The sequence below is a fragment of the Clostridium tertium genome, from assembly GCF_017873245.1.
Lineage (GTDB): Bacteria > Bacillota > Clostridia > Clostridiales > Clostridiaceae > Clostridium > Clostridium tertium.
The window spans coordinates 63,189-86,328 of the sequence record NZ_JAGGJY010000009.1; the positions used below are offsets into that span (position 1 = coordinate 63,189).

Genomic DNA, 23,140 nt, shown 5'->3' on the forward strand with positions numbered 1-23,140 from the left:
CTTAATTTACAATCTTCTAATAATCCTAATTATAAGTCTTCTAATCAATTACTTTATTATCTCTAATTAATATCCATTTTTAGTTTATTATAAGAGGAATCTGAATTCAATGCTGTTTATTACACGACTCAATAGCATTATTAATTTCCTCTTCTATAAATTTAGTAGATTCATTAATAAGTTAACTTATATTTTTCTAGAATTGTACTCATTTAAAACAGAGCCATTATAAAAAGCCATATTACTGATAACTAAGTTTTCAGCAATATGACTCTTTTACTTATTATATTAAAGATTTTTAGCTCTTAAATTTATATATTTACTATTTTTTATAACATATCCTTTTTAGATTGATTTATTAATTTTATTTCTTAGGCTACTATTCTATATTATAACTTCTATATTAAGGCTTCCTTTACCTTTTGGAATTAAATCATTATTAGCTTTTTCTCCATTGATTGTAATTCCCTTATCCTCACCACGTTTAACTTTTATATTATAATCTTCTGTCTCATTTTTAATATTTATATCATATTCATTCCATATTTCTGGAATACATGGTTCAATTTTATATCCTTTTCCTTCTATTTTCTTTAAGCCTAATATATCTTCAAGTCCTACTTTATACATCCAACCTGAAGCTCCGGTGTACCAGCTCCAGCCACCTCTTCCACCATGAGGTTCTTTTATATATACATCTGCTGCCATTACATAAGGTTCTACTTTATAGCTTCTTGCTTCAAGCTCTGTATTAGAATGATTTATAGGGTTTATCATATTATAATATTTCCATGCCTTATCTCCTAAGCCAAGCTTAGTTAAGGCTAAGATAACCCATACAGCTGCATGCGTATATTGACCTCCATTTTCTCTAACACCTGCTACATATCCTTTTATATATCCAGGCTCTAGCGAAGACTTATCAAATGGTGGAGCTAATAATTTTATAAGCCCTTTATCTTTATCTACAAGATATCTGTCAACTGCTTCCATAGCTTCTTGTGCTCTTGCTGATTTTGCTGCATTTGAAATTATTGACCAGCTTTGAGATAAAGAATCTATCTTACATTCATCATTTTCTCTTGATCCTAAAGGCGTACCATCATCAAAGTATGCTCTTCTGTACCAGCCACCATCCCAAGCATTTTTCTCTAGGTTTTCCCTTATAAATTCTTGAAATGTATTATATTCACTTTCCTTTTCATTATCTTTCTTATATTTACAAATTTCCTTAAAGCCATCTAGTATCTTATATAAGAACCATCCAACCCAGACACTTTCTCCTTTTCCTTTGTTTCCTACAGTACTCATTCCATCGTTCCAGTCACCACTACCCATAAGAGGAATATTATGCTCTCCAAATTTCAAGCCTCTATCTATTGCTTTTAAGCAATGTTCATATATAGTTCCATTTTTATTGGATTGATTTACTATAGTATATCTTTCATCTTCTCCATTTCTTAATGGTTCATCTTCTAAGTAAGGAGCTTCTTCATCTAAAATACTATAATCTCCTGTAGATTTTATATATTCAATAGTTACATAAGGTAACCATAATAAATCATCTGAAAATCTAGTTCTTATACCTGAGTTAATTACTGGATGCCACCAATGTTGAACATCTCCTTCAAGATATTGTCTTGATGCACTTCTTAAAATTTGCTCCCTTGTTATAGTTGGATTTAATATACCTATAGACATAGAGTCTTGAAGTTGATCTCTAAATCCATATGCTCCACCACTTTGATAAAATGCTGTTCTTGATAAATATCGACAACTTAAGGTTTGATACATAAGCCATCCATTTAACATATAGTCCATAGACGCATCTGGTGTCTTTACTTGTATATTTCCGAGGAAATTTGACCAATATTCTTTTACATTTTCTAATTCTTCATCAACTTTCTCTATATTACTATATTTATTTATTTTTTCTTGTATTAATTTTTCATTTTCTTCTTCACCAAAAATTATTACAAGTTCTTTTTCCTCACCAGCTTTTAATTCTATATCTAATGAAGCCGCTAAACAAGGATCATAAATGCTTCCAGATACATTGTTTAAGCTATCTTTCAGCAATGCCTCAGGGCTGCTTAAATCCTCACCAACTCCTAAGAAACTCTTTCTATCTCCAGTAAAGCTTTGATTATCTTCACCATTAATAGACAAATAAGCTTTTAATTTCCCAAAGTATTTTGAATAAGGATTTTGGCCATATATATATTGGCCTTGGACATGGGTGCTTATATATTTAGCACTTCCATAATTATATACACCAAGTACTAACTGAGCATAATAGAACAATGATAAACTTTTATCTACATTTGATAAATTCTTAAGTGATATTTTACATAATTTTATTTTTTCATCTTGAGGACAAAATACCTTCATTTCTCCTCTTATGTTATATGCAATATGTTTGAAAGTAGAGAATCCAAAACTATGTTTTATAATATATTCTCCACCATCTCTTATTGGCATAGGAGTTATTGTAAAATATGCTCCACTAGTATTATCTCTTATATATAAAGCTTCTCCTGTTGGATCTATTACCCAGTCATTGCTCCAAGGCGTTATTTTATTTTCCCTACTGTTTCCACACCAGGTATAAGTTGAACCCACCTCGGAAATATGGAATCCAAAATCCTTATTAGAAATTACATTTATCCATGGTGCTGGAGTATTTTCATAATCTTTAAGTCTTATAACATAACTTTTATCTGATTTATCAAAGCCTCCATATCCATTAAAGAAATCTAAATCACCAACATTAAAATGTTTATTTCTAAGTTCATTTTTCCTTAATTCATCTAATTTATACTCTTTTTCTTCACTAGCATCATTAAACTCATTTCTTTTTGCTGACTTACCTAATTCATCATCATTATTTATTTCTTTATCTATAAAACTCTTTATATAATCACTTTCATTTATATTTACCTTAATTCTATTAACAGGTGCTATATCTTTATTATTTTTATATTCATCATCATTATAATTTACTGTTTCTGTTAATTGACTAGCAAGAGTTCCTTCTAGTGAATTTATAAATAGCTTAGAAATACCAACAATAAAGTTTTTAATATCTTCACCCATAGTTGATTTATTATGAATAAAGATACCGCCTGATTTATTTATATTTTCTCTTTCAAGAGAATTCTTAACTGTTGATATTATATTTTTTTGCAGTGGCTCTTCATATGATATCTCTTCTTCGTTATAAATTATTAAATCTGACTTTATTCCTTTATTTCTAAAATAATAGTGCATATTAATAACTTGCCTTAATAAATCTATATCATCTTCACCTTCAATTACTAATAATATAATTGGTAAATCTCCTGATATTCCATAAGCCCATAGACTCTCTTGGTTCATACTTATATTTCTTATATAATCTTCTCTGTTTTTTCTACCACTATGTAAATATAAAATATAAGATGCTAGGCTTTGATATATATTTGCTTGAGCTGATCTAATTCCTATGTGTTTAAGTTCTAATTGATTAGAATAATTATAAGCATCAGCACTCTTTTCTATCATTGGAACTTCCTTATATCTTCTAATAATCTCTAAAACTTCCTCTTTAGATTCTCCAACTCCTGTTAAATAATATATTTGCTTTTCTTCCCCAGGATTAAGAGTAATTGTAGCCCTCATACTCATTATTGGATCTAATACTGTTCCAACTGTATTTTGAAGTGGAGCATCATTATCCATTGCTTCTGGTGATTTTAAATTTCTATTTCTTCCTATAAAGTTTAATCTTGATGTTTCATAAGTTAAATCACCATTTAAATCATAATTAGTAGCTATAGTATGGAATATATAATGAGTGACTGCGCCCTCTGCTCTTGGTCTTCTATTTCCAATTAAGCTTTTAGTCTCCTCATCATATTCAGTACTAATAAATAAATTAGAGAAACTTGGATGTACAGCATCGCCTTCAAAGGATTGCAATGTTACTTCTAAATAACTTGTTATTTCTAAAGTTCTTAGTTTTTCCCCTGTGTTCTTTAAAGATAATTTTCTTATTTCTACGTTATCTTCACAAGCTACTGTAACTTCATAATTAGTTTTTATATTTCCATCTTTTCTTTCGTATTTTGCCTTATCAAGAGTAAATTCCACTAAATAATCATCGTTATCTTCCTTACAAGGTTCATAAGTAGCACTCCAATAATCATTTGAATTTAAATTCTTTATATAAAAGAACATTCCACTTGAATCGGATGTACTATCTCCCTTCCATCTGTAAACAGTCATGTCATCTTTTTTAGAATATCCACTACCACTATCAGTAACCATTGTAGAGTAGCTACCATTTGATAATAATAATACTTCTGGATTTTCTCTTTTACTTCCCTTAAATATTCTTGGAATAAAATCTTCTTTTTCCAGTTTCTTATTATTAACACTACTTATATCAACTTCTCTTTCAAATGTTATATTTTGAGGAATCTTTTCTTTTAATAACAACTCTACTGCTTTTATTTCTGGAATACTATGAAATCTCTCTTTTAGTATATTATTATTTAAAACATTATCTAAAGCTAAAAGAGACATTCCTAAGTGGTGAACCATATAGCATCTTACTTCTTTAGCTTCATCTTTTGCTTTTTCTTCACTATAATCTATTGCTTCTATAAATCCATATCTTCCATAAGCTTTATTATCATATAACCTTTTAAGATTTTCTATTGATCCCTTTGTATCGTATGGAAGTGTCATAATTGATGAATATGGAGATACTACAATTTCTTGTTCAAGCCCTCTCTTTAAACCTATTCCAGGTACTCCAAAGGCTTTATATTGATAATTTTGAGCAACATCAAATTCATAATATGCTGATTCTGATATTCCCCATGGTATACTCTTCTTTTCTCCATATATCTTTTGTGCATTTACAACTGAAGAATAAGTTAAATCCCAAATAGTATTTTTAAAGTCCTTCATTATTTGGAATGGCATAAAGTATTCAAACATAGTACCACTCCAAGAAACTAAGCTCTTTTGACCAAATGCCTTTGTCATATTCCTACTTAAGTTATACCAATGTGACCTTGGCACTTCACCTCTTGCTATTGCTAAAAATGATGCTATTCTTGCTTCTGATGCCATTAAATCGTAATAGGAATTTCCTAATGATTTTTCTTCCACATTATATCCTATTGCAAAAAGACCTCTATTTTCGTTATATAAAAATTTAAAGTCCATATCTTCCATGATACTATCTATTTCAGATGCTAAAATTTTAAGCCTTTCATCAAATTCTTTTAACTTATTTATCTTCTTATTTAAGATTTCTTTAAAATCTTCACCTGAAGCATTCTTTATATCTTCTAATAAATCTATAATTTGCAATAAGCTTGGAGCTTTGTAACTTTTAAATGAATCTATGACTATTTTTTCTATACCATCAAATATAAAATCATAAAAATCTATTTTTGTTTCTAGTTCTCTTTTTAGCTTCTTTATCCAGTAATATTCATTTTTATCCTTTTTATCTCTTTCCTGATTTTCTTCATTCTTTTCTAATTTATCATTTACCCTTTTTAATTCATCTAGCAATATATTTCTATAATCTTTTAAATCTATAACGTCAGGTAATCCATCATAAAATTCTTCTTTTTCATCTTTTCTAATTAAACTATATGTATCCTTTATTGCTAAAACTTCTTTTTCCCTGATTATAGGATCATTACTAATACTTCTAATAGTTTCTTTAATTATCCACAGGTATCCCAAAAGATTTCCACTATCAACTGTTGATACATATCTAGGCCATAATGCTTCCTTCGTTTTAGTATCATACCAATTTAAATAATGACCATTATACTTTTCAAGCCCCCTCATTCCATCTAGTATTGATTCTAATCTATAAATAACCTCTCCTATTGATGTATAGCCTAAATCATATGCTGTTAAATTAGTAATTAAGCCCATACCAATATTAGTTGGAGACGTTCTATGTGCAACTCCTTTAAAAGGCTTTTCTTGAAAATTATCTGGAGCTAAATAATTATTTTCTTCATTAACAAAGTCTTCATAATAAGCCCATATTCTTCTGCTGCTTTCTCTTAAGAATTCTTCATCTTCTAGCTCTAATCTATCCTTTATAACTACTTCTTCCTTTGATATTCTACATGCTATTGCAGGTGCTATAGCCCAAAGAATAGATATTAACAATGTAGCTATTAAAATTTCTATGGAATTATCTAAACTAAGTAATAGTACTACTAAAGCTATTCCTACTGATATCCACATTTTTTGATAATACCACATATAAGTGTTTTTAACTGATTTTTCAACCCTATCAGCAGTTTTCCATTGAAGTAGATTCTTTTTAGATATAACTAATCTATAAATTGTTCTAAATATAGCATCAAACATTAGCCAAGCTTGATATGGAGTAAAACTTAATATCAATAGTATTTGTTTTAAAGTTTTAAATGTACCCATAAGTTTATTTTTAGGGGTTACAACAAAATCAGTTACAGTAAATACTAATGGAGTTATTAATGCTAAAAATAGTAATACTGATATTTGAACTGCTCCGCTTAAAACTGTTAATATTACAATCAATCCTAATAGTAAACTTGGTGCCAGTAAACTTCTTCTAAGATTATCGATAATCTTCCATTTAGATATTATTGATATCTTCTTTGAAAAAGCAAAGCTTCCTATCTGCCAATCTCCTCTTACCCATCTATGAAGTCTTAAAGCACTTGCTAAATAACTAGATGGATATCCATCTATTACTTCTACATCTGTTAATAATGCACATCTTGTGAAAATACCCTCTATTAAATCATGTGATAAAACTCTATTTTCTGGTATCTCATCTTTTAATACATTATAAAATGTATCTATTTCTAAGATACCTTTTCCAGTAAATATTCCTTCACCAAATAAATCTTGATATGTATCTGATGAAGCTGTAGAATAAGCATCTACTCCTGCATCTCCAGCAAATATTTCTGAGAAATATGTTTTATGCTTATCCTCTAAATTAACCCCAACTTTAGGTTGCATTATGCTATATCCTCTAACTACAACCTCATCTTCTATATATGGAGTATTTAATATATGACCCATTGCCCCTATAAGCTTCTTTGCACTTCCTATAGGTAAAAATGTATCACTATCTAATGTAATTATGTATTTTGCACTTTTTAATGATTCTATATCGCTACTTATTATATTGTAAGTAGTTTTTTCACTTCCTCTAATTAATGCCATAAACTCCATGAGCTTTCCTCTTTTTCTTTCATAGCCCATGTAAACTCCTTCGGAGTCATTATATAATCTTTTTCTATTTAAAAAGAAAAATCTATCTTCTTCATCTTTTACATATTTCTTATTTAGCTTATTTACAAATCTTATTCCCTCATCATTTATAGCCTTATCTTGAGGTTCATTTTCATTACTACTATCAGATAAATCACCAAGTAAAGCAAAGAATATATTTTTATCTCTATTTGCTAAATAATATATTTCTAATTTCTTTAATAATTCAATTACATTTTTACTATTGCTTAATATTGCAGGTATTACAACAATAGTTCTTTCACTATCTGGTACCCCTTCTGAATAATCCATCTTTGGTATAAAACTAACAGGTGTTACTTTTGCTATAAACCAATTTAAAAGTGATATTACTACTTCACTAGATGGAATTATCATTAAAATAAATGCTAAGATATATTGTCCTATACTAAAATTTAAAGGTATTAAATAAGTTAAAAGTAATACTACTAAGTCTATTAGTATTGTTCCTAAAAATATAGTTGATAAATAGGTTTCTTTTGACATTCTTTTATCTATATTTTTATTTATATTGAATCTTTTCAAAAGCTCATCTATTCCATCATCTACTAAGTAATAACCTATATGTTTTTTATAAATATCTTTATTTTCTAAATGTAAACTACTAAGCTCTAATGCAGTTTTAACTAATTCTATTTCCTTTATATTAGTCTTTCTAGAGATTTCTTCTATTTTATGTCTATAATAATCTTTTGTTTCAAAATCCATATTATTATAAATATCTGCTGGATCTTGCTTTAATATCTTTTCTATATTTGATGTTTCAGCGAAAAAGTTCTTCCAATTAATAGAATCCATAATCCTTAAAGAATTTATAGTTATTCCTATAGCTGTTGCAATATTCCCCTCTTTTATATGATCCTTTAATATTTCTTTTTCAAAGCTTGTATTCTCTTTTTCCTTTAATCTATCTAAAGCAAACTTGTATATTCTTTCATCTTCTATTGAATTATCTCTTAGTATATTGAAAAACTTATCTATAAATTCTGGAGAAAATAATCCATCATGTAGACTTTCATCCTCTCCCATATAATTACTATTTGATAATTCACCTTTATTGGCTTCTCCATCATTTAATGGATATTTACTTTCTAACTTAGAAATCAATATATCTAACTTTCCATTACTATATGAATCTATAACCGTATTGGCTAAATCCTTTGCTCCTAAACGTTGCTTTTGAAGAACTACCATATCATTAGTTATAATTCCCAAGTTAGTTATAAGTGCAACTCTAAGCATTAATGGAAATGCCCATAACTCTCCTATTGTGAATATTTCACCTTGATCATTTATAAATTTTATTAATTCACTTTCTTCAATTATATTCTGACTCTTTTCAATGTAATTCTTAGCCAAAGCATAAACCCTTGGATAATTTACTCCTTCAATATCGATAGTAGGTAGATTATTAAAATAATTAATTGGCAAATTAAACTTGATTGTCTTATATTCCTTTTCTATTAGATATATATTATCAAGCAACCATTCAGCTGAAGAGATAACATCTTCTCCATGCTTAACAAATTTGTTTAAATATCTATGATTATGGACAATCCCCTTGAATGCTTCGTTTAACTCTGTGAGCACAGTTCTCCTACTACTGTTTAAAATCTCATCCTTCATAAACTTACTCCTCTCATTACTCATTGCTTTAAGGCATTTTTTAAAATAGGATAAGTTTATTATTTACAATATTGAAGAATTTTACTCAAAAAGAAATATGGAAATAATTCAGGCAAGCTGAATTTGGATGAAGGAATGAAAAAATGAAAAATAAAAAGAGAAATTCTTGCGAATTTCTCTTTTTATCTATTCTATAACTCAGTAAGCTAAATTATTTCCTTCATTATATATTCTACATTGTACACTTTACATTGAAAGTTATTTTCTAAACTCCGTAGGAGTTTATTCCTTAATTCTTTCATTGAAATTTGGAATATTAATTTCAAATAAATTTTCATTCTTTCGTTTATTCATTTTTCATTCTTTAATTAATTCTTCAGTTCTTCTACAGCTTTTCTTGTTACTCTAAGCTTTTCCTCCACGCCTTTTAGGTTTGTTTTTGCCATTCCTATAAATAGCATATCTATTATTGATAGTTGTGATATTCTTGAACTCATTGCGCCTTCTCTTAAAGTCTTTTCTACAAAAGGTACTTGCAGTACTATATCTGATATATCTGCTAATGTATTGTTTATACTAGCTTTTGTAATTGCTATAACTGGAACTTTCGCTTTTTTAGCATTTTCTGCACATTTTATTACTTCTTTTGTCTCTCCAGAATAAGATATAGCTATTGCTATATCACCTTTTTCCATAAGTGCTGAAGATGTAATTTGAAGATGTGTATCAGAATGTGCAATACACCTCTTATTAATTCTGCTTAATTTATAATAGAAATCCATACCTACTAAACTAGAAACCCCAACACTAAAAATATATATATTTTTAGCTTCATTAAGTAGATCTATGGCTTTTTCTAATTGATCTTCTTTTAAAATACTAATTGTTTGATTCATAATGGAATCTATAGATCTCTTTATTCCATGAATTATATTTTTCGTTGATAAATCTCCATGTAAATACTCAAAATCTGAATTATCTTCATCACTTTTCAAGTTCAAAGATAACTGTAATTTCATTTCATTTAGTGAATCAAAGCCTATCTTTTTTGAAAATCTTACAACTGTTGGGGCCGAAGTGTTTGTAATATCTCCAATTTCCTTTGCTGACATACCTATGATACTTTTTTTATTGCTAAGTAAATACTCTGCTATTAATTTTTCCCTATCTGTAAAGCTCTCGAAGTTCTGTTTTATATACTGCAATACATTCATTTTAACACCCTACTATTCTTTGATTTATTTATTAACTCTATTAAAGTGAAATTTCTTTCCACCATGTATATATTTTAATAAATAAAAATCTTTTTGTAAAATAGAAGCTACAATATTCGTTCTAAAATCTTCATTTTGATTTGTTTTTAATATTTGAAGCTCTCCCATATATCTCATATATTCTTTATTGTCTATTGAAATATCTCCAATTTTTTTATTTACTGTATTAAAAGGCTCAATAACATCACCATTTAATATTAATCTACTTTCACTTGCTCTAATAGCATCCCTAGCTTCATCTGTTCTAGCTGTATAAACTCCATCTAAAATTCTAAGCATAACTTTATCTGTAGTTTTAACCTCTATATCTAACTCTATAACGTCAGGATCTAAAGATGATAAATCCTTTAGTTCTTCTAAACTTGGAAGAGAATCTCCTATAAAAACTGATTTATTTCCTAATGCAAATAAATGATTAGCAGCTTCTCTAACATCCATCCCCCTATGATCTTCAAGTGTTGGTAATCCATCTTTTAGTGGGCTTCTCTTTCTATTATTTGATTGCACAAAGGCACAGGGATTTATATTTCTTTTTTTAAGGATATTATTTTTATTTATCATACATTCTTCTGAAATTGCAGTTCCAACTCTTGGATAGAAATTATGCAATGCATCTACATTACTATAATCTGGTGAGCATTTATCAAGTTTATCAAAGAATTCTTCTGTAATAGTTGAAGCATTTAATTGAATCTTTATTCCATATTCATTTCTGCTCATTTTTGCTATATCTTCTTCACTATATCCAAAATCTATCCTTATAGTTTTTACTCCCATATCTTTTAAACCTTTTAAATCCATATCTTCTAAATCTAAAAATTTAAAAGTATTAGGAGATATATCACTAATTATATCCATATCGTATTCTTTAGCTAAAGCAAAGAATTCTCTAACTTCTTTCTTTAAAACTTCATAATTTGCCTCTGGTATATGAAGCGAAGTAAAAATTCTACTAAATCCTAAGCTATGAGCATCCTTCAATAATTGAATATTTTCTTCCTTTGTATTATCTAAGCCAAAATAAACTGAAAATCCATAGTTCATATTAACACTCTCCTTAATTGAATTTATAGTCAAAAGTGACACAATGAAAAAATTAAGGATAGTGCTATCGCAGAATTGAAAATGTAGAATTTTACATTCTATATCTTACATTGAATAAATTTCTACGACAGCACCTTAAAATTACAAATTCATATACAGCTTTTTATTCAAAAATCCCTAAAGGATTTTCTCCTTAACTTTTTCATTTTTTCACTTTTCATTTTCTTGGTATTTCATTATTCAAACTTTTTAAAGTTATTACTTATATCCTTTAACACTTTAGGATACATTTCTCGCCATGTTGGCCAAGCGTGAGGTCCTTCTTCTTGTAATTCATATTTTATATTAAATCCAGATTCTTTAGCAAAAGAAATAAAGTTTTCAATATTATCATAAGTTATTACTTCATCATCTTTTCCGTGATAAACAAAAATATTTATATCTCTTGATTTAACTTCATCTAGTAAGTTTTTATATGAATTTTCATAATACTTTTCTACTAAAGGACTTCCATAAATACTGTTATCTTCTTCTATAGTATCCCAAATAGCTGGTGACATTAAGCCAACTGAATTAAACATATCACTATTACTTAATCCTATATTTAATGCACCAAATCCCCCCATGGAAATTCCAGCTATACTTCTATTATTTTTATCATTTAAAGTTCTATATTTAGCATCTATTAATGGAATTAAATCATTAATTATTGCACTTTCCATTTTAAATGTAGGTCCATCTACATAGTAACTATTAAATCCATCTACAAACACTACTATCATAGGTTCAATTTCTTTATCATCTATTAACTTATCTAATATTAATTTTGAATCTATTCTAGTTTCATCAGTTGTATTAGTAACATTTCCACCCCATCCATGTAACACATAAAGTACAGGATACTTTTTATCCAAATTTTCCTCATATTCTTTAGGTAGATATACTCTGTGATTCCAATGTATTTGCATTGTATCAGACCATTGAGTATCTGCTATTACTTGAGAAGTCTTACTTTCAACTTTTGTTTGCTCTTCGGATTTTAAATTATTTTTCATTTCACACCCTACTAAATTTAATAATATTACAGCTAACAACATAAATAATAATTTATTTAATTTTTTCATATTAAATCCCCCTCTTCACTTTAATAATCAATCAACTAAAATTTAATAAACTTGAGTAAATTACTTTATTTCTTCTGATAATTATTTTAAATCTTCAGTAATCTCAAATTATATATCTAGTAATTTTAAATATAGTATTTATATTTTCATTATTAAAGTAAAGTGTAGAGATTATGTAATCACTCGTCACTCATAGTAACTAAAGCTTACATAATAACTACACTTATTGTTTGATTTATTATTTAATTATTCTACTGGATCTTCAAATCCAAGCATTGCTGTGAATAAGTATCCTGCTACATATGATACAAGTACTCCTATTAAGAAAACAAGCATCTTTCCATTTGCTATTAATAATGCAAGTGGTAATCCTGAAACTCCAATTGCAACTGATCCAACTTTGAAGAATGCCATTACAGCTCCACCAACTCCAGCTCCTAAACAAGCGCCTAAGAATGGTTTTCCTAGTGGTAAAGTTATACCATATATTAATGGTTCCCCAATTCCTAAGAATCCTGGTACTAATCCATTTTTAGCTGTCTTCTTTAATCTTTCATTTTTTGTTTTTCTAAGAACTGCTATAGTAGCTCCAACTTGAGCCATACCTGCTGTTGCTAATATTGGAAGTAATACTGTAAATCCTACATTAGCTATTAAATCTGCATGTATTGGAGTTAATGCTTGGTGCATTCCTGTCATAACTAATGGTAAGAATAACGCACCTGAAACTGCTCCTGAAATTACTGATACAAACATATTATCTGATGCAATTGTTTGAGCAACTACAGCTCCTATTGAATCAGAAATAAATCCACCAATTGGTTGAAGAATAAATAAAGCTGCTAATACTGATAAAGTTAATGTAAGTAATGGTGTTACAAATAAATCTAACACATCTGGTACAAACTTTCTACAAGCCTTTTCTATATAAACCGCTAAAACTACAACTAATATAACTGAAATAATACCGCCTCTACCTGGTGTTAAAGGTTTACCCAAAAGAGTAATGTTAGCTAATGCTGCTGATGAAAGTATTCCACCTAATACTCCACCCATCATTGGCATGTCTGAACCAAATTCCTTAGCTGCATTTACACCTACTAAAATTGAAAGAATTGAGAATACACCGTTACCTATAAGTCCAATAATTTGACCTGCTGTAGTTGTCTTATATGCATCGCCAAATTGTACACCACAAATATTATTAATTGCTAAAACAAGTCCACATGCTACGAATAAAGGTATTAAAGGAATAAATACGTTTCCTAATTTTTTAAGTATATTTTTAAACTTAGTATCATTTTTTGCTTTTAACTTTTCTTTTGTTGCCTTAACAGCATCTTCTCCTAGAGCAACTGGCTTTCCAACGATTTTGCTAACTTCTGCTGTTACTTTATTAACCTTACCTGGGCCATATATTATTTGTAATTGCCCTTCTGCATTAACTACTCCTAAAGCACCTTCAGATTTTTTGATCTTTTCGATATCAGCTTTTGAGTAATCTCTAAGTTCCAATCTGCAGCGAGTCATACAGTTCGCTACAGATTTTATATTTTCTTTTCCACCTACTAATTCAACTAAATTTTTAGCTATTTCAGCATTTGTCATTTTACGTCCCTCCATTTTAATTTAAATCTTTATACATTCTTTAATGCTTCAGCTATATATCCATTATTATTTTCAAGTATAGTCTTAGCTTCATCTTTATTTAACTTTGATAATAACATGAATATTGAAAGCTTAACATCAAAGTTTGTTTCTTCTAATATTTTTTCTGCTTCTTCTCTTTGTACTCCAGTTGCTTCGCAAACTATTTTTTTTGCTCTTTCAACTAGTTTTGCATTAGTTGCTCTTACATCTACCATTAAGTTTCCATAAACTTTTCCAAGCTTAATCATTACTCCTGTAGATAACATATTTAGAACTAACTTTTGAGCTGTTCCTGATTTTAATCTTGTTGATCCTGTAACTACTTCTGGTCCCACTACTGGTGCTATTGAAATCTTAGCAGCTTTTGAAACCTCTGAATCAGCATTACATGTAACTGCTACAGTCAATGCGCCTATTTCATTTGCATAATTTAATCCGCCTATTACATAAGGTGTTCTTCCTGATGCAGCTAATCCAACAACTGTATCATTTTCATTTAAACTTTTAAATTTTAAATCTTCTACAGCTAACTCTTTTGAATCTTCCGCACCTTCTTTTGCTCTAAAAATAGCTTCTTTTCCACCTGCAATAATTCCTTGAACTAATTCTTCTGATACTCCATACGTAGGTGGACACTCAGACGCATCTAACACTCCAAGTCTTCCTGAAGTTCCAGCACCTATATAGATTAATCTACCCCCTTTATGCATTCCTTTTACTATTCCATCTATAGCTTCTGCAATCTTTGGTAATTCTGCTTCAACTGCTTCTGCGACCTTTTTATCTTCGTTATTGATTTTTCTTACCATTTCTAAGGTCGAAACCTTATCTATATCTATGGTATTTTGATTTCTACTTTCTGTTGTTAATTTTTCTAAGTCTATTTTATTCATATAAATACCTCCGAAATAAAGTATAAACTTCTAGTTACTTGACTACGTTTTCATCACAATATTATATTACCACCTTTGAAACGATATTTCAATACCTTTTGTTAAAATATTTTATTTTATTTCATAATTATTTTTCTCATAAATAAAAAAAGATTAGAATAATGAAATAAATCCGTTATCCTAATCTAGTAATTTTACTTTATATTTTAGAAATATTTAATTATTAAATATTAAAAAATTCAGTAAATAGCTTAATAGTATAATAATTATCTTTTACAGCTGCTAGCTCTCTTATAGAATGCATTGAAAGTAATGGAGCACCCATATCCATAACTGGAATTGTTAATAATGATGATGTTATTGGACCTATAGTAGTTCCACCCCTTACATCTGATCTATTAAAAAACTTTTGATAAGGAACTCCTGCTGATTTACAAATTCCTTCAAATATAGCCGCATTATAGCTATCTGTACTATAGCTTCCAGATGCTGCAGTCTTTAAAACAGGTCCATTACCTAAAACAGGTCTATTGGTTGGATCATGTTTTTCTTCAGCATTTGGATGTACTGCATGAGCTAAATCTGCAGATATCATTATTGAATTTGATAAGGCTCTATGTAAGCCCTCTCTATCTTTTCCTAAAGCTAAAGTTATTCTTTCTAAAATGTTTAATAATAATGCTGAATTAGCTCCTTGTGGTGTAAGACTTCCTATTTCTTCATTATCTATACAAACCATAACCTTAGTTGATTTATTTACTTTGCTATCTATTAATGCTTTAAGTCCTGCATAAACCATCCACATATCATCTAATCTTCCACATGATATAAGCTCTTCATTTAATCCTGCTAAGCATCCTTTTTCTACTTCATGTAAGCCTAAATCAAAACCTAATATTTCACTTGCATCTACCTTTAATTCTTCAGCTAATATATTAACTAAATATCCATCTTTCTCAAATTTTTCATTTATTAAGCTTAATAAAGGTAAAGTATCCTTTTGCTTATTTACTGCAAATCCATCATTTACAGCTCTATTCATATGAATAGCAACACTTGGTATTATAAGAAGTGGCTTATTAATATTAACAAGCTTAACTTCTGGATTTAAAGGTGATTTTCCCTTTAAAGTAACTTTACCAGCTAATCCTAAAGGTCTATCAAACCATGTATATAGTATTGGTCCACCATATCCTTCAGTATTTAATTTTAAATACTTTCCTTCTGAAACCATTTCTGGATTTGCCTTAACTCTAAATCCTGGTGAATCAGTATGAGCTCCAATTAATCTAAATCCATCTTCTTCAACATCTCCATTACCAATAGTAAATGCTATAAGTGCTGAATCATTTTTTATAACATAATACTTACCTTCATTTTGTAAGTTCCATTTTTCACTTTCCTTTATTTCTTTAAAACCATTTGAATCTAATTCTTCTTTTATAGTTTTAACTGAATGGTATGCTGTTGGACTTTTATATAAAAAGTCTATTAAATCTAATGCTAATTGCTTTTCCATTTTAACTCCTCCTAAAATACTAACTAATAATATTATACCATATCTATGAAAATATACTTATCTTATAAATTATAAATATAACGTCTACGATAACTAGATACATTCCATAGACTAAATAGCTGTGCAAAGAAGTACTAGTTTTATTCTCATTTTGTTACATATATTCTAATTGGAAGCATGTATTAACAAAGGAGCTAACGAAACGCGAACCCCTTTCAAGTCATTGATTTTACTTATATTAAGAGCATTTTTATATAAAATTTATATTCTATTATTTATATATACACAAAGCTTATTATTTTAGCTTTTTTAAATAAAGCATTCTATAAAACCTAAATGCTCTACTTTCAATTATATTATTTTTTCAATTAATATATTAAATAATGTAAGTATATTTATAAAATTTATTCTAATTGAAATTAGTAAATTTTAGTATATAATAATGATTATATGTATAAGAGTAATATAAATATAGTGGAAAATTCTTATTGAATAGATAACCACTTCAATGGGAAAATATTATATAGATAGGAGTGATAAGATGATTTCTAAATTTCTAGTTAAATCCTTCGTTAAAAATAATGAAAATACAAAAGACTCAAAAGTTCGTAATTCTTATGGAACTTTAGGTGGTATTGTTGGAATCATAGTGAATTTTGTTTTGTTTTTAATAAAATTTTCAGTTGGTATGTTAGTTGGCTCTATTGCTATTTCTGCTGATGCATTTAATAATTTATCTGATGCGGCATCATCTATAATTACTATAATTGGTTTCAAAATGTCAAACAAGCCTGCTGATGCAGAACATCCTTTTGGACACGGTAGGATAGAGTATTTATCTGCTCTTTTAGTAGCTTTTATGGTAATGCTTGTTGGAGTACAATTTATTAAATCATCTGTTGAAAGAATTTTAAATCCTGAAATCATAACTTTTGAATTTGTTCCATTTATATTACTTTTAGTTTCAATTGGATTTAAAGTTTGGTTATCATCATTTAATAAATTTATAGGTAATAAAATAAATTCCTCAGCTTTAAAAGCTGCTGCTACTGATGCACTTGGTGATGTTTTCACTTCCAGCACTGTTGTAATATCATTTTTATTAGCTAAATTCACAAGTTTTCCTATTGATGGATATATAGGTGTATTTGTAGCTCTAGCTATATTATATGCAGGTTTTGGTTTAGTAAAAGAAACATTAAATCCATTACTTGGAGAATCTCCAGATCCTGAGCTTGTAAATGAAATATGCGAAAAGGTATTATCTTATCCACCTATTTCAGGAGTTCATGATCTTATAGTTCATAACTATGGTCCTGGAAGAATTATAGCTTCACTACATGCTGAAATTCCATCTGATATAGATATAATGGAAATTCACAATGTAATAGATAAAGCAGAAAGAGAAGTTTCAAGAGATCTTAACTTACATTTAGTTATACACATGGATCCAATTTGTGTTATTACAGATGAAATTAAAGAAACATGGGATTATGTTGAAAAAATACTTAGAAACTATCCTGAAATAAAATCAATGCACGATTTTAGAATCGTTGGTGAAGGTGAAATTAAAAACTTAATATTCGATATAGTATTAGAGGCATCAGAATCAGGAAATAAAAAGAAACAAGAAAAAATGTTAGCAAATATAAAAACTGCAATAAAAAAAGAACACCCGCAATATAATTGTGTTATTACTATAGATTACGACTTTATGTAATGGATAATTGAAAATGTAGAATTCATAATGTATAATGAAAGAAATAACTCAGCGTACTTAAGTTATAGAATAAATAAAAAGAGAAATTCGAAAGAGTTTCTCTTTTTATTTTAATAATTCACCGCAGACGAATTATAACCTAAATTATCCACTTCCAATTAGCAATTGTCATTCATCTCATCTGAATTATTTCCACAACTTTTCATTTTTATTTTAATTCAACTCACCCTGAATTACTTCAACAATTCTTTCATTTTTCAATTTTTTTCATTGATTCTATTGCTTTTTCATTCTTTCAATTAGTTCTTCAGTTACTTTATTTCCAGTACTTATATATGCTAATAAACAAGCCCCTAAATCTGGACTTAGCTGTGGTTCTACTAATTCAACGTTATATCCATTTAAATATTCTCTTAATGGCTTAAGGATTAATTCTCCACTTTTGAAGACTCCTCCTGTATATGAAACTTTAACTATATCTTTATCATAATTTTTTAATAAAGTTTTTATCATTTCTGATATTTCTTTTGCTGATTCATCGAAAATTGCTATTGCACCTTCATCTTCACATTCTGCTGCATCAGAACATAATTTAGCAAGCTTTGCTATTTCTCCTCTATCACCTTTTAACTTTTCATTTACATATGAAACTATTTCAAAATCTGTCTTTAAATCAAGTTCCTTTTTAAATATTTCATATAATGGTGCTTTTTCTAATCTTCCATCACTTTGCTTACTAAATAGTGCTAAGGCTTTTTTACCAATCCAATATGCTGAAGCTTCATCCCCTATGGAGTAACCCCATCCACCACATCTTAAAACTTTTTCATCTTTTAATGCTAAAGCTATTGAACCAGTTCCAGCAACAACATTAATTCCATCTTCTCCAGCTAATGCACCTGCTATTGCAACTCTAACATCATTATTTAAAATATAATCCATTCCATTAAATACTTTGGAAACCACCTTTGCTATTCCTTCTGCAATTTCTTTTACTATTCCATATCCTGCTAAACCTAAATAGCTCTTTATAATTTCTTCTTTAGAAATATTACTAGACTTTATTATTTCTTCTAATCCTTCTCTTAATAATTTTTCTAAGTTATCAAATCCAATTTGAGTTGGATGACAAGTTCCCTTTATAACTCTATTAATAACATTACCCTTTTCATTTATTAATGTAAAACAAGTCTTTGTTCCACCACCATCTATCCCTAAAAAATACATAGATTAACCTCCAATTACTTAATTAAGTTGAAATTGAATTTTTGCCATGGTTTTATATAATCTAAAATAAATATTTCTTCTTCCTTGATACGACCTACAACATTAGATTTTCCGCTATTCTTCATATCATTTAAAGCAATTTGTAGTTCTCCAGCATAGTGTCCATATTCACTACTTTCTATAACTACATCTCCTTTTTTAATTATTTCAGGAGCATTAAATAATTTAAAGTCATGTCCTTTATACTTAACTCTGCTTTGAGTAGATCTAACTAAGTTATCTGATAAATCTCCTCTATTAAAATGCATTTCTTCAAATAATATCTTTTGCTCTACTTCAGGAACTCCATCTACAAGCTCTAAATCAAAAGTTACCATATCTTTTCTCATAGACCCTAGCTTTTTCATTTCTTCTTCTGTAGGATAACAATTTGATATTATTATGTCATTTATGTTTCCTAATGCTATTAAATGTTTAGCTTGCACTTCTATTGGTAAGTTACGATGTAATTCTAAAGTTGGAAGTCCATCTGTAACAGGCCATGGACCAAATGTTCCTTCATTTTGACTTGTTATAAATGCAGCTGTTCTTAATCCGTACTTATTAAATCTTTCTGTACATTTCATAAAATGCTCAAAATTTAAACCACTATATCTATGTGGATAAAAATTATGACAAGCAATTAAATTATCCTTATTAGGCATATAATTCATTATTGTATCTATATAATTAGTATTATTACTCATATTGATTTCAATTTTAAGATTCTCATCATTAAATGTCATTAATGATTCCTCTGAACCAGTAAATCCCATATCTAATCTTAAGCCATCTGCTCCAATTTCCTTAAAGAAGCTTAAATCCTTATAACTTATTCCCAACTCATCAAATACTCTTGGGCTTACATCTACTATAATTTCAAATCCTTTTGATTTTGCATATTCATTTATTTTTTTAAATTTATTTTTTATATTTTCTTTAGTATCATTTACTGAAAGTAAACATGAAAATATCCTACTGAATCCATATTTACTTGCTTTATCTATATAGTTGTAAATTGCTTCTTCTGTAGTTTTTTCTGAATAAATTGATATTCCTAATTTCCCCATAAAATTCACCTCTACATTTATTTTAAAATAAAGTGGTGAATTTCTTCACCACTTTAAATTTTCACTTTATTAAGCTTGTTCACCTTGTTCTTCTAGTGATAATTTCTTATCGAATATTTTTACAAATGGATAGTAAATTATTACTGAAATAACTATACAAATTATATTTAATACTGAAGCTCTCCAGTCACCACCTGTTGCAACAAATGCTCCAATTGGTCCTGGTAACGTCCAAGGTGCTGTTACAACAACCCTAGATACTAAGCCTAGACTCATTGCAAACCATGATAAGGTTGCAGTTACTAATGGTGTAATTATAAATGGTATTATTAATGTTGGATTTAACACTATTGGTGCACCAAATATAATTGGTTCATTAATATTAAATATTCCTGGAACTAATGCTGTTCTACCTAGTTGCTTACCATATGTCGACTTAGCAAATATAGCTAAAGCTATAACTAATCCAATTGTACATCCTGATCCTCCAATCCATATAAACCATTGGAAGAAAGGTTCTGCTGCTATTGCAGGTAATTGATTTCCAGCTACTCCTGATGCTGCAGCTGCAGTATTTTGATCTATTAATTGTAACCATAATGGTCTTGCAATAGATCCAACTATTGATACTCCATGAATACCAAATGACCAGAAGAATGTAACTAAAATTACTAGAATCCAAACACTTGGTAATGTATCAGTTGCTGATAATAATGGTTGAATTAATTTTCCTATAAATGCATGCCAATCGAATCTTGCATAATATGTAATACTTCCTATTATGAATACTACAATTGCAGTTGGTGTTAATGCTTCGAAAGATCTTGCAACTGATGGTGGCACTTGTTCTGGCATTCTTATTCTAAAATTCTTAACTGTAGTAAATCTTAAAACTTCTACAGCAAAAATTGATACTAAGATACCAACGAACATTCCGCCTCCACCTAAGTTAGCCATAGGCATCATCCAACCCATACCTTCAACACTTACAGGAACTATTGTTAATAGGAATGCTATCGCTGAAAGTACTCCTCCTGTAACTCCATCAAGTTTATAGGATTTGGCAAGACTATAACCAATTCCCCAGGTTGCATATAAAGTCATAATGTACATTGTCATACGATAAGGTAGCATTATAACCCCGTTGTTAGCTTTTAAGAATTGAGTTATTGCCCAATCTTGTGGTAATGGTGGTATCCCTATTATGATAAATAGTGAACCAACAATAATTAATGGTAATGTAGCTATAATACCATCACGCACAGCACGTAAATGACGTTGCTCTGCTAATTTTGCCATTGGAGTAGATAATTTTTTGTCCAAGAAATCAGCAAAATTATTCATAATTTAATTCCCCCTTAATAAATAAAATAAAATAAAAAGTAAATATTATATAAAGCTTGTATAAAGCTATTATGCTTCTACAAGTTCTTTAACTTGTTTAAATAGCTTTGGTCCTCCTAATGGACTATAAGCTTGTGGTTGTATTAATGCACATGGAACTTTAGCTGCATCTGCATATTCCTTTAAATAATCGAAACGATGTCTTACTTGTGGAGCAACCATTGCCACATCATATCCTTCTTTAACTTCTTCTTCAAATTCTTGTGTACTTACAGCATTTACTTCCATATTTACACCATTCTTTTCTGCTTCCTTCTTTAATGCATTTACTGCTATTGCACTTGACATTCCTTGTGAACATACAAATAATACTTTCATAAATAATACCTCCAAATTTTTATTTAATATTTTTATATACTAATAACCAATCTAACTCACTAACCGTTTTCACCTAGGATATACGTTTTCATTCAAATTATAGTAAGTTATTTAAAATTTTAACAATTATTTATCTTTAATTTATATAAATAATCCAATGTATCTCCAGAAATATGATATTATCCCAAATGATAATGCAAACAATCCATAGTTTATCCAAAACGCCTTACAATATCCTCTTTTTGTTTCTATAAAAAATCTTGAATAAGCAATAGCTAAACTTGTTATAAATGTATTTCCTAACACTATTGATAAATTTAAGCTTATTCCAAATATACTTAATAACATAGGTAATATCATAGTTCCAACTATTCCACCTGCAATTATTAATAAAGCACTTTTAAATCCAAAGGTTGGTATATTATAATCTGTTTTCTTAGCTTGTAGTTCGCTTACGCCAGAACCCTTTTTCATAATCTTTAATACCTCCTTTAACTATAGATTCAATATTATTTTACTTACCTTCTATTTTTTTATGCAATTTTATAATATGTTCTATTAGTGTCTTAGCTTCAATAGCTGTCATTAAATGATCTTGAGCATGTACAAATAATACAGATACTTCTGTCTTTTCTCCTCTTGCTTCCGCTTGAATTATATCTGTTTGTATTTTGTGAGCTTCACCTAAACAAACATCTGCTTCTTTTAAAAGCTCTTCTGCCTTATCAAAGTCTCCTTCTTCAGCTGCTGCTAAAGCTTCATAAGCTAGTCCTTTTGCTGTACCACCTTGACTAATAATTTCAAAGATTATTACTTCCATATTTTCTGCCATAATTATTACCTCCCAACTTAGTTTACGTTTACACAATGTTTTAATCTTTATTGTAACTCCATTATACACTA

The 23,140-nt window shown here is 28.7% G+C and carries 14 protein-coding genes; 1 reads left to right on the plus strand and 13 read right to left on the minus strand.

What is annotated here, in order from left to right; translation table 11 throughout:
- Positions 1-384: 384 nt before the first annotated feature.
- The 7 genes from J2Z25_RS11140 to J2Z25_RS11170 form a co-directional block, all read right to left on the minus strand.
- Positions 385-8,955: a glycoside hydrolase family 94 protein gene (locus J2Z25_RS11140; protein ID WP_209740534.1), complete on the minus strand. Its 8,571-nt coding sequence runs from the start codon at positions 8,953-8,955 to the stop codon at positions 385-387.
- A gap of 368 nt (positions 8,956-9,323) precedes the next feature.
- Positions 9,324-10,169 carry a MurR/RpiR family transcriptional regulator gene (locus tag J2Z25_RS11145; RefSeq protein ID WP_008680838.1) on the minus strand — a complete coding sequence of 282 codons (846 nt, stop codon included), beginning with the start codon at positions 10,167-10,169 and terminating at the stop codon, positions 9,324-9,326.
- A 24-nt stretch (positions 10,170-10,193) separates the two neighbouring features.
- A complete protein-coding gene (locus tag J2Z25_RS11150; RefSeq protein WP_209740536.1) occupies positions 10,194-11,273 on the minus strand; it encodes a DUF871 domain-containing protein in 1,080 nt (359 codons plus the stop codon).
- A gap of 236 nt (positions 11,274-11,509) precedes the next feature.
- Positions 11,510-12,397, minus strand: a complete 888-nt coding sequence (locus J2Z25_RS11155; protein WP_209740538.1) for an alpha/beta hydrolase — start codon at positions 12,395-12,397, stop codon at positions 11,510-11,512.
- A gap of 246 nt (positions 12,398-12,643) precedes the next feature.
- Positions 12,644-14,005: a PTS transporter subunit EIIC gene (locus J2Z25_RS11160; protein ID WP_008680846.1), complete on the minus strand. Its 1,362-nt coding sequence runs from the start codon at positions 14,003-14,005 to the stop codon at positions 12,644-12,646.
- Positions 14,006-14,034: 29 nt separating this feature from the next.
- Complete coding sequence (murQ, locus tag J2Z25_RS11165) at positions 14,035-14,940, minus strand: N-acetylmuramic acid 6-phosphate etherase (RefSeq protein WP_099345766.1); 906 nt, start codon at positions 14,938-14,940, stop codon at positions 14,035-14,037.
- A gap of 223 nt (positions 14,941-15,163) precedes the next feature.
- A complete protein-coding gene (locus J2Z25_RS11170) occupies positions 15,164-16,459 on the minus strand; it encodes a M18 family aminopeptidase (RefSeq protein ID WP_099345765.1) in 1,296 nt (431 codons plus the stop codon).
- A 541-nt stretch (positions 16,460-17,000) separates the two neighbouring features.
- On the opposite strand from J2Z25_RS11170, the gene J2Z25_RS11175 reads away from it, so the two are divergent.
- Positions 17,001-18,179, plus strand: a complete 1,179-nt coding sequence (locus tag J2Z25_RS11175) for a cation diffusion facilitator family transporter (protein ID WP_099345764.1) — start codon at positions 17,001-17,003, stop codon at positions 18,177-18,179.
- A gap of 276 nt (positions 18,180-18,455) precedes the next feature.
- Here J2Z25_RS11175 and J2Z25_RS11180 read toward each other — a convergent pair whose 3' ends face one another.
- The 6 genes from J2Z25_RS11180 to J2Z25_RS11205 all read right to left on the minus strand — a co-directional run bounded on the left by J2Z25_RS11180 (position 18,456) and on the right by J2Z25_RS11205 (position 23,069).
- The gene (locus J2Z25_RS11180) at positions 18,456-19,406 is read right to left on the minus strand and encodes an N-acetylglucosamine kinase (RefSeq protein WP_209740540.1); all 951 of its coding nucleotides are present in this window, start codon (positions 19,404-19,406) and stop codon (positions 18,456-18,458) included.
- A 14-nt stretch (positions 19,407-19,420) separates the two neighbouring features.
- Positions 19,421-20,515, minus strand: a complete 1,095-nt coding sequence (locus tag J2Z25_RS11185) for a DUF871 domain-containing protein (RefSeq protein ID WP_209740542.1) — start codon at positions 20,513-20,515, stop codon at positions 19,421-19,423.
- 69 nt (positions 20,516-20,584) lie between these two features.
- Positions 20,585-21,859 (minus strand): PTS sugar transporter subunit IIC, encoded by a 1,275-nt coding sequence (locus J2Z25_RS11190; RefSeq protein WP_008680858.1) that lies wholly within the window; start codon positions 21,857-21,859, stop codon positions 20,585-20,587.
- Between the two features lie 69 nt (positions 21,860-21,928).
- Positions 21,929-22,237 carry a PTS sugar transporter subunit IIB gene (locus J2Z25_RS11195; RefSeq protein WP_008680861.1) on the minus strand — a complete coding sequence of 103 codons (309 nt, stop codon included), beginning with the start codon at positions 22,235-22,237 and terminating at the stop codon, positions 21,929-21,931.
- Between the two features lie 141 nt (positions 22,238-22,378).
- The gene (locus tag J2Z25_RS11200; RefSeq protein WP_209740544.1) at positions 22,379-22,711 is read right to left on the minus strand and encodes a hypothetical protein; all 333 of its coding nucleotides are present in this window, start codon (positions 22,709-22,711) and stop codon (positions 22,379-22,381) included.
- A gap of 40 nt (positions 22,712-22,751) precedes the next feature.
- On the minus strand, positions 22,752-23,069 hold the full coding sequence (locus tag J2Z25_RS11205) for a PTS lactose/cellobiose transporter subunit IIA (protein WP_008680864.1): 318 nt from the start codon (positions 23,067-23,069) through the stop codon (positions 22,752-22,754).
- Between the last annotated feature and the right edge of the window lie 71 nt (positions 23,070-23,140).

Excerpts from the sequence above, each read along its gene's own strand:
- J2Z25_RS11140 (WP_209740534.1), bottom strand. The coding sequence starts at position 8,955 with ATGAAGGATGAGATTTTAAACAGTAGTAGGAGAACTGTGCTCACAGAG.
- J2Z25_RS11145 (WP_008680838.1), bottom strand. The coding sequence starts at position 10,169 with ATGAATGTATTGCAGTATATAAAACAGAACTTCGAGAGCTTTACAGAT.
- J2Z25_RS11150 (WP_209740536.1), bottom strand. The coding sequence starts at position 11,273 with ATGAACTATGGATTTTCAGTTTATTTTGGCTTAGATAATACAAAGGAA.
- J2Z25_RS11155 (WP_209740538.1), bottom strand. The coding sequence starts at position 12,397 with ATGAAAAAATTAAATAAATTATTATTTATGTTGTTAGCTGTAATATTA.
- J2Z25_RS11160 (WP_008680846.1), bottom strand. The coding sequence starts at position 14,005 with ATGACAAATGCTGAAATAGCTAAAAATTTAGTTGAATTAGTAGGTGGA.
- murQ (WP_099345766.1), bottom strand. The coding sequence starts at position 14,940 with ATGAATAAAATAGACTTAGAAAAATTAACAACAGAAAGTAGAAATCAA.
- J2Z25_RS11170 (WP_099345765.1), bottom strand. The coding sequence starts at position 16,459 with ATGGAAAAGCAATTAGCATTAGATTTAATAGACTTTTTATATAAAAGT.
- J2Z25_RS11175 (WP_099345764.1), top strand. The coding sequence starts at position 17,001 with ATGATTTCTAAATTTCTAGTTAAATCCTTCGTTAAAAATAATGAAAAT.
- J2Z25_RS11180 (WP_209740540.1), bottom strand. The coding sequence starts at position 19,406 with ATGTATTTTTTAGGGATAGATGGTGGTGGAACAAAGACTTGTTTTACA.
- J2Z25_RS11185 (WP_209740542.1), bottom strand. The coding sequence starts at position 20,515 with ATGGGGAAATTAGGAATATCAATTTATTCAGAAAAAACTACAGAAGAA.
- J2Z25_RS11190 (WP_008680858.1), bottom strand. The coding sequence starts at position 21,859 with ATGAATAATTTTGCTGATTTCTTGGACAAAAAATTATCTACTCCAATG.
- J2Z25_RS11195 (WP_008680861.1), bottom strand. The coding sequence starts at position 22,237 with ATGAAAGTATTATTTGTATGTTCACAAGGAATGTCAAGTGCAATAGCA.
- J2Z25_RS11200 (WP_209740544.1), bottom strand. The coding sequence starts at position 22,711 with ATGAAAAAGGGTTCTGGCGTAAGCGAACTACAAGCTAAGAAAACAGAT.
- J2Z25_RS11205 (WP_008680864.1), bottom strand. The coding sequence starts at position 23,069 with ATGGCAGAAAATATGGAAGTAATAATCTTTGAAATTATTAGTCAAGGT.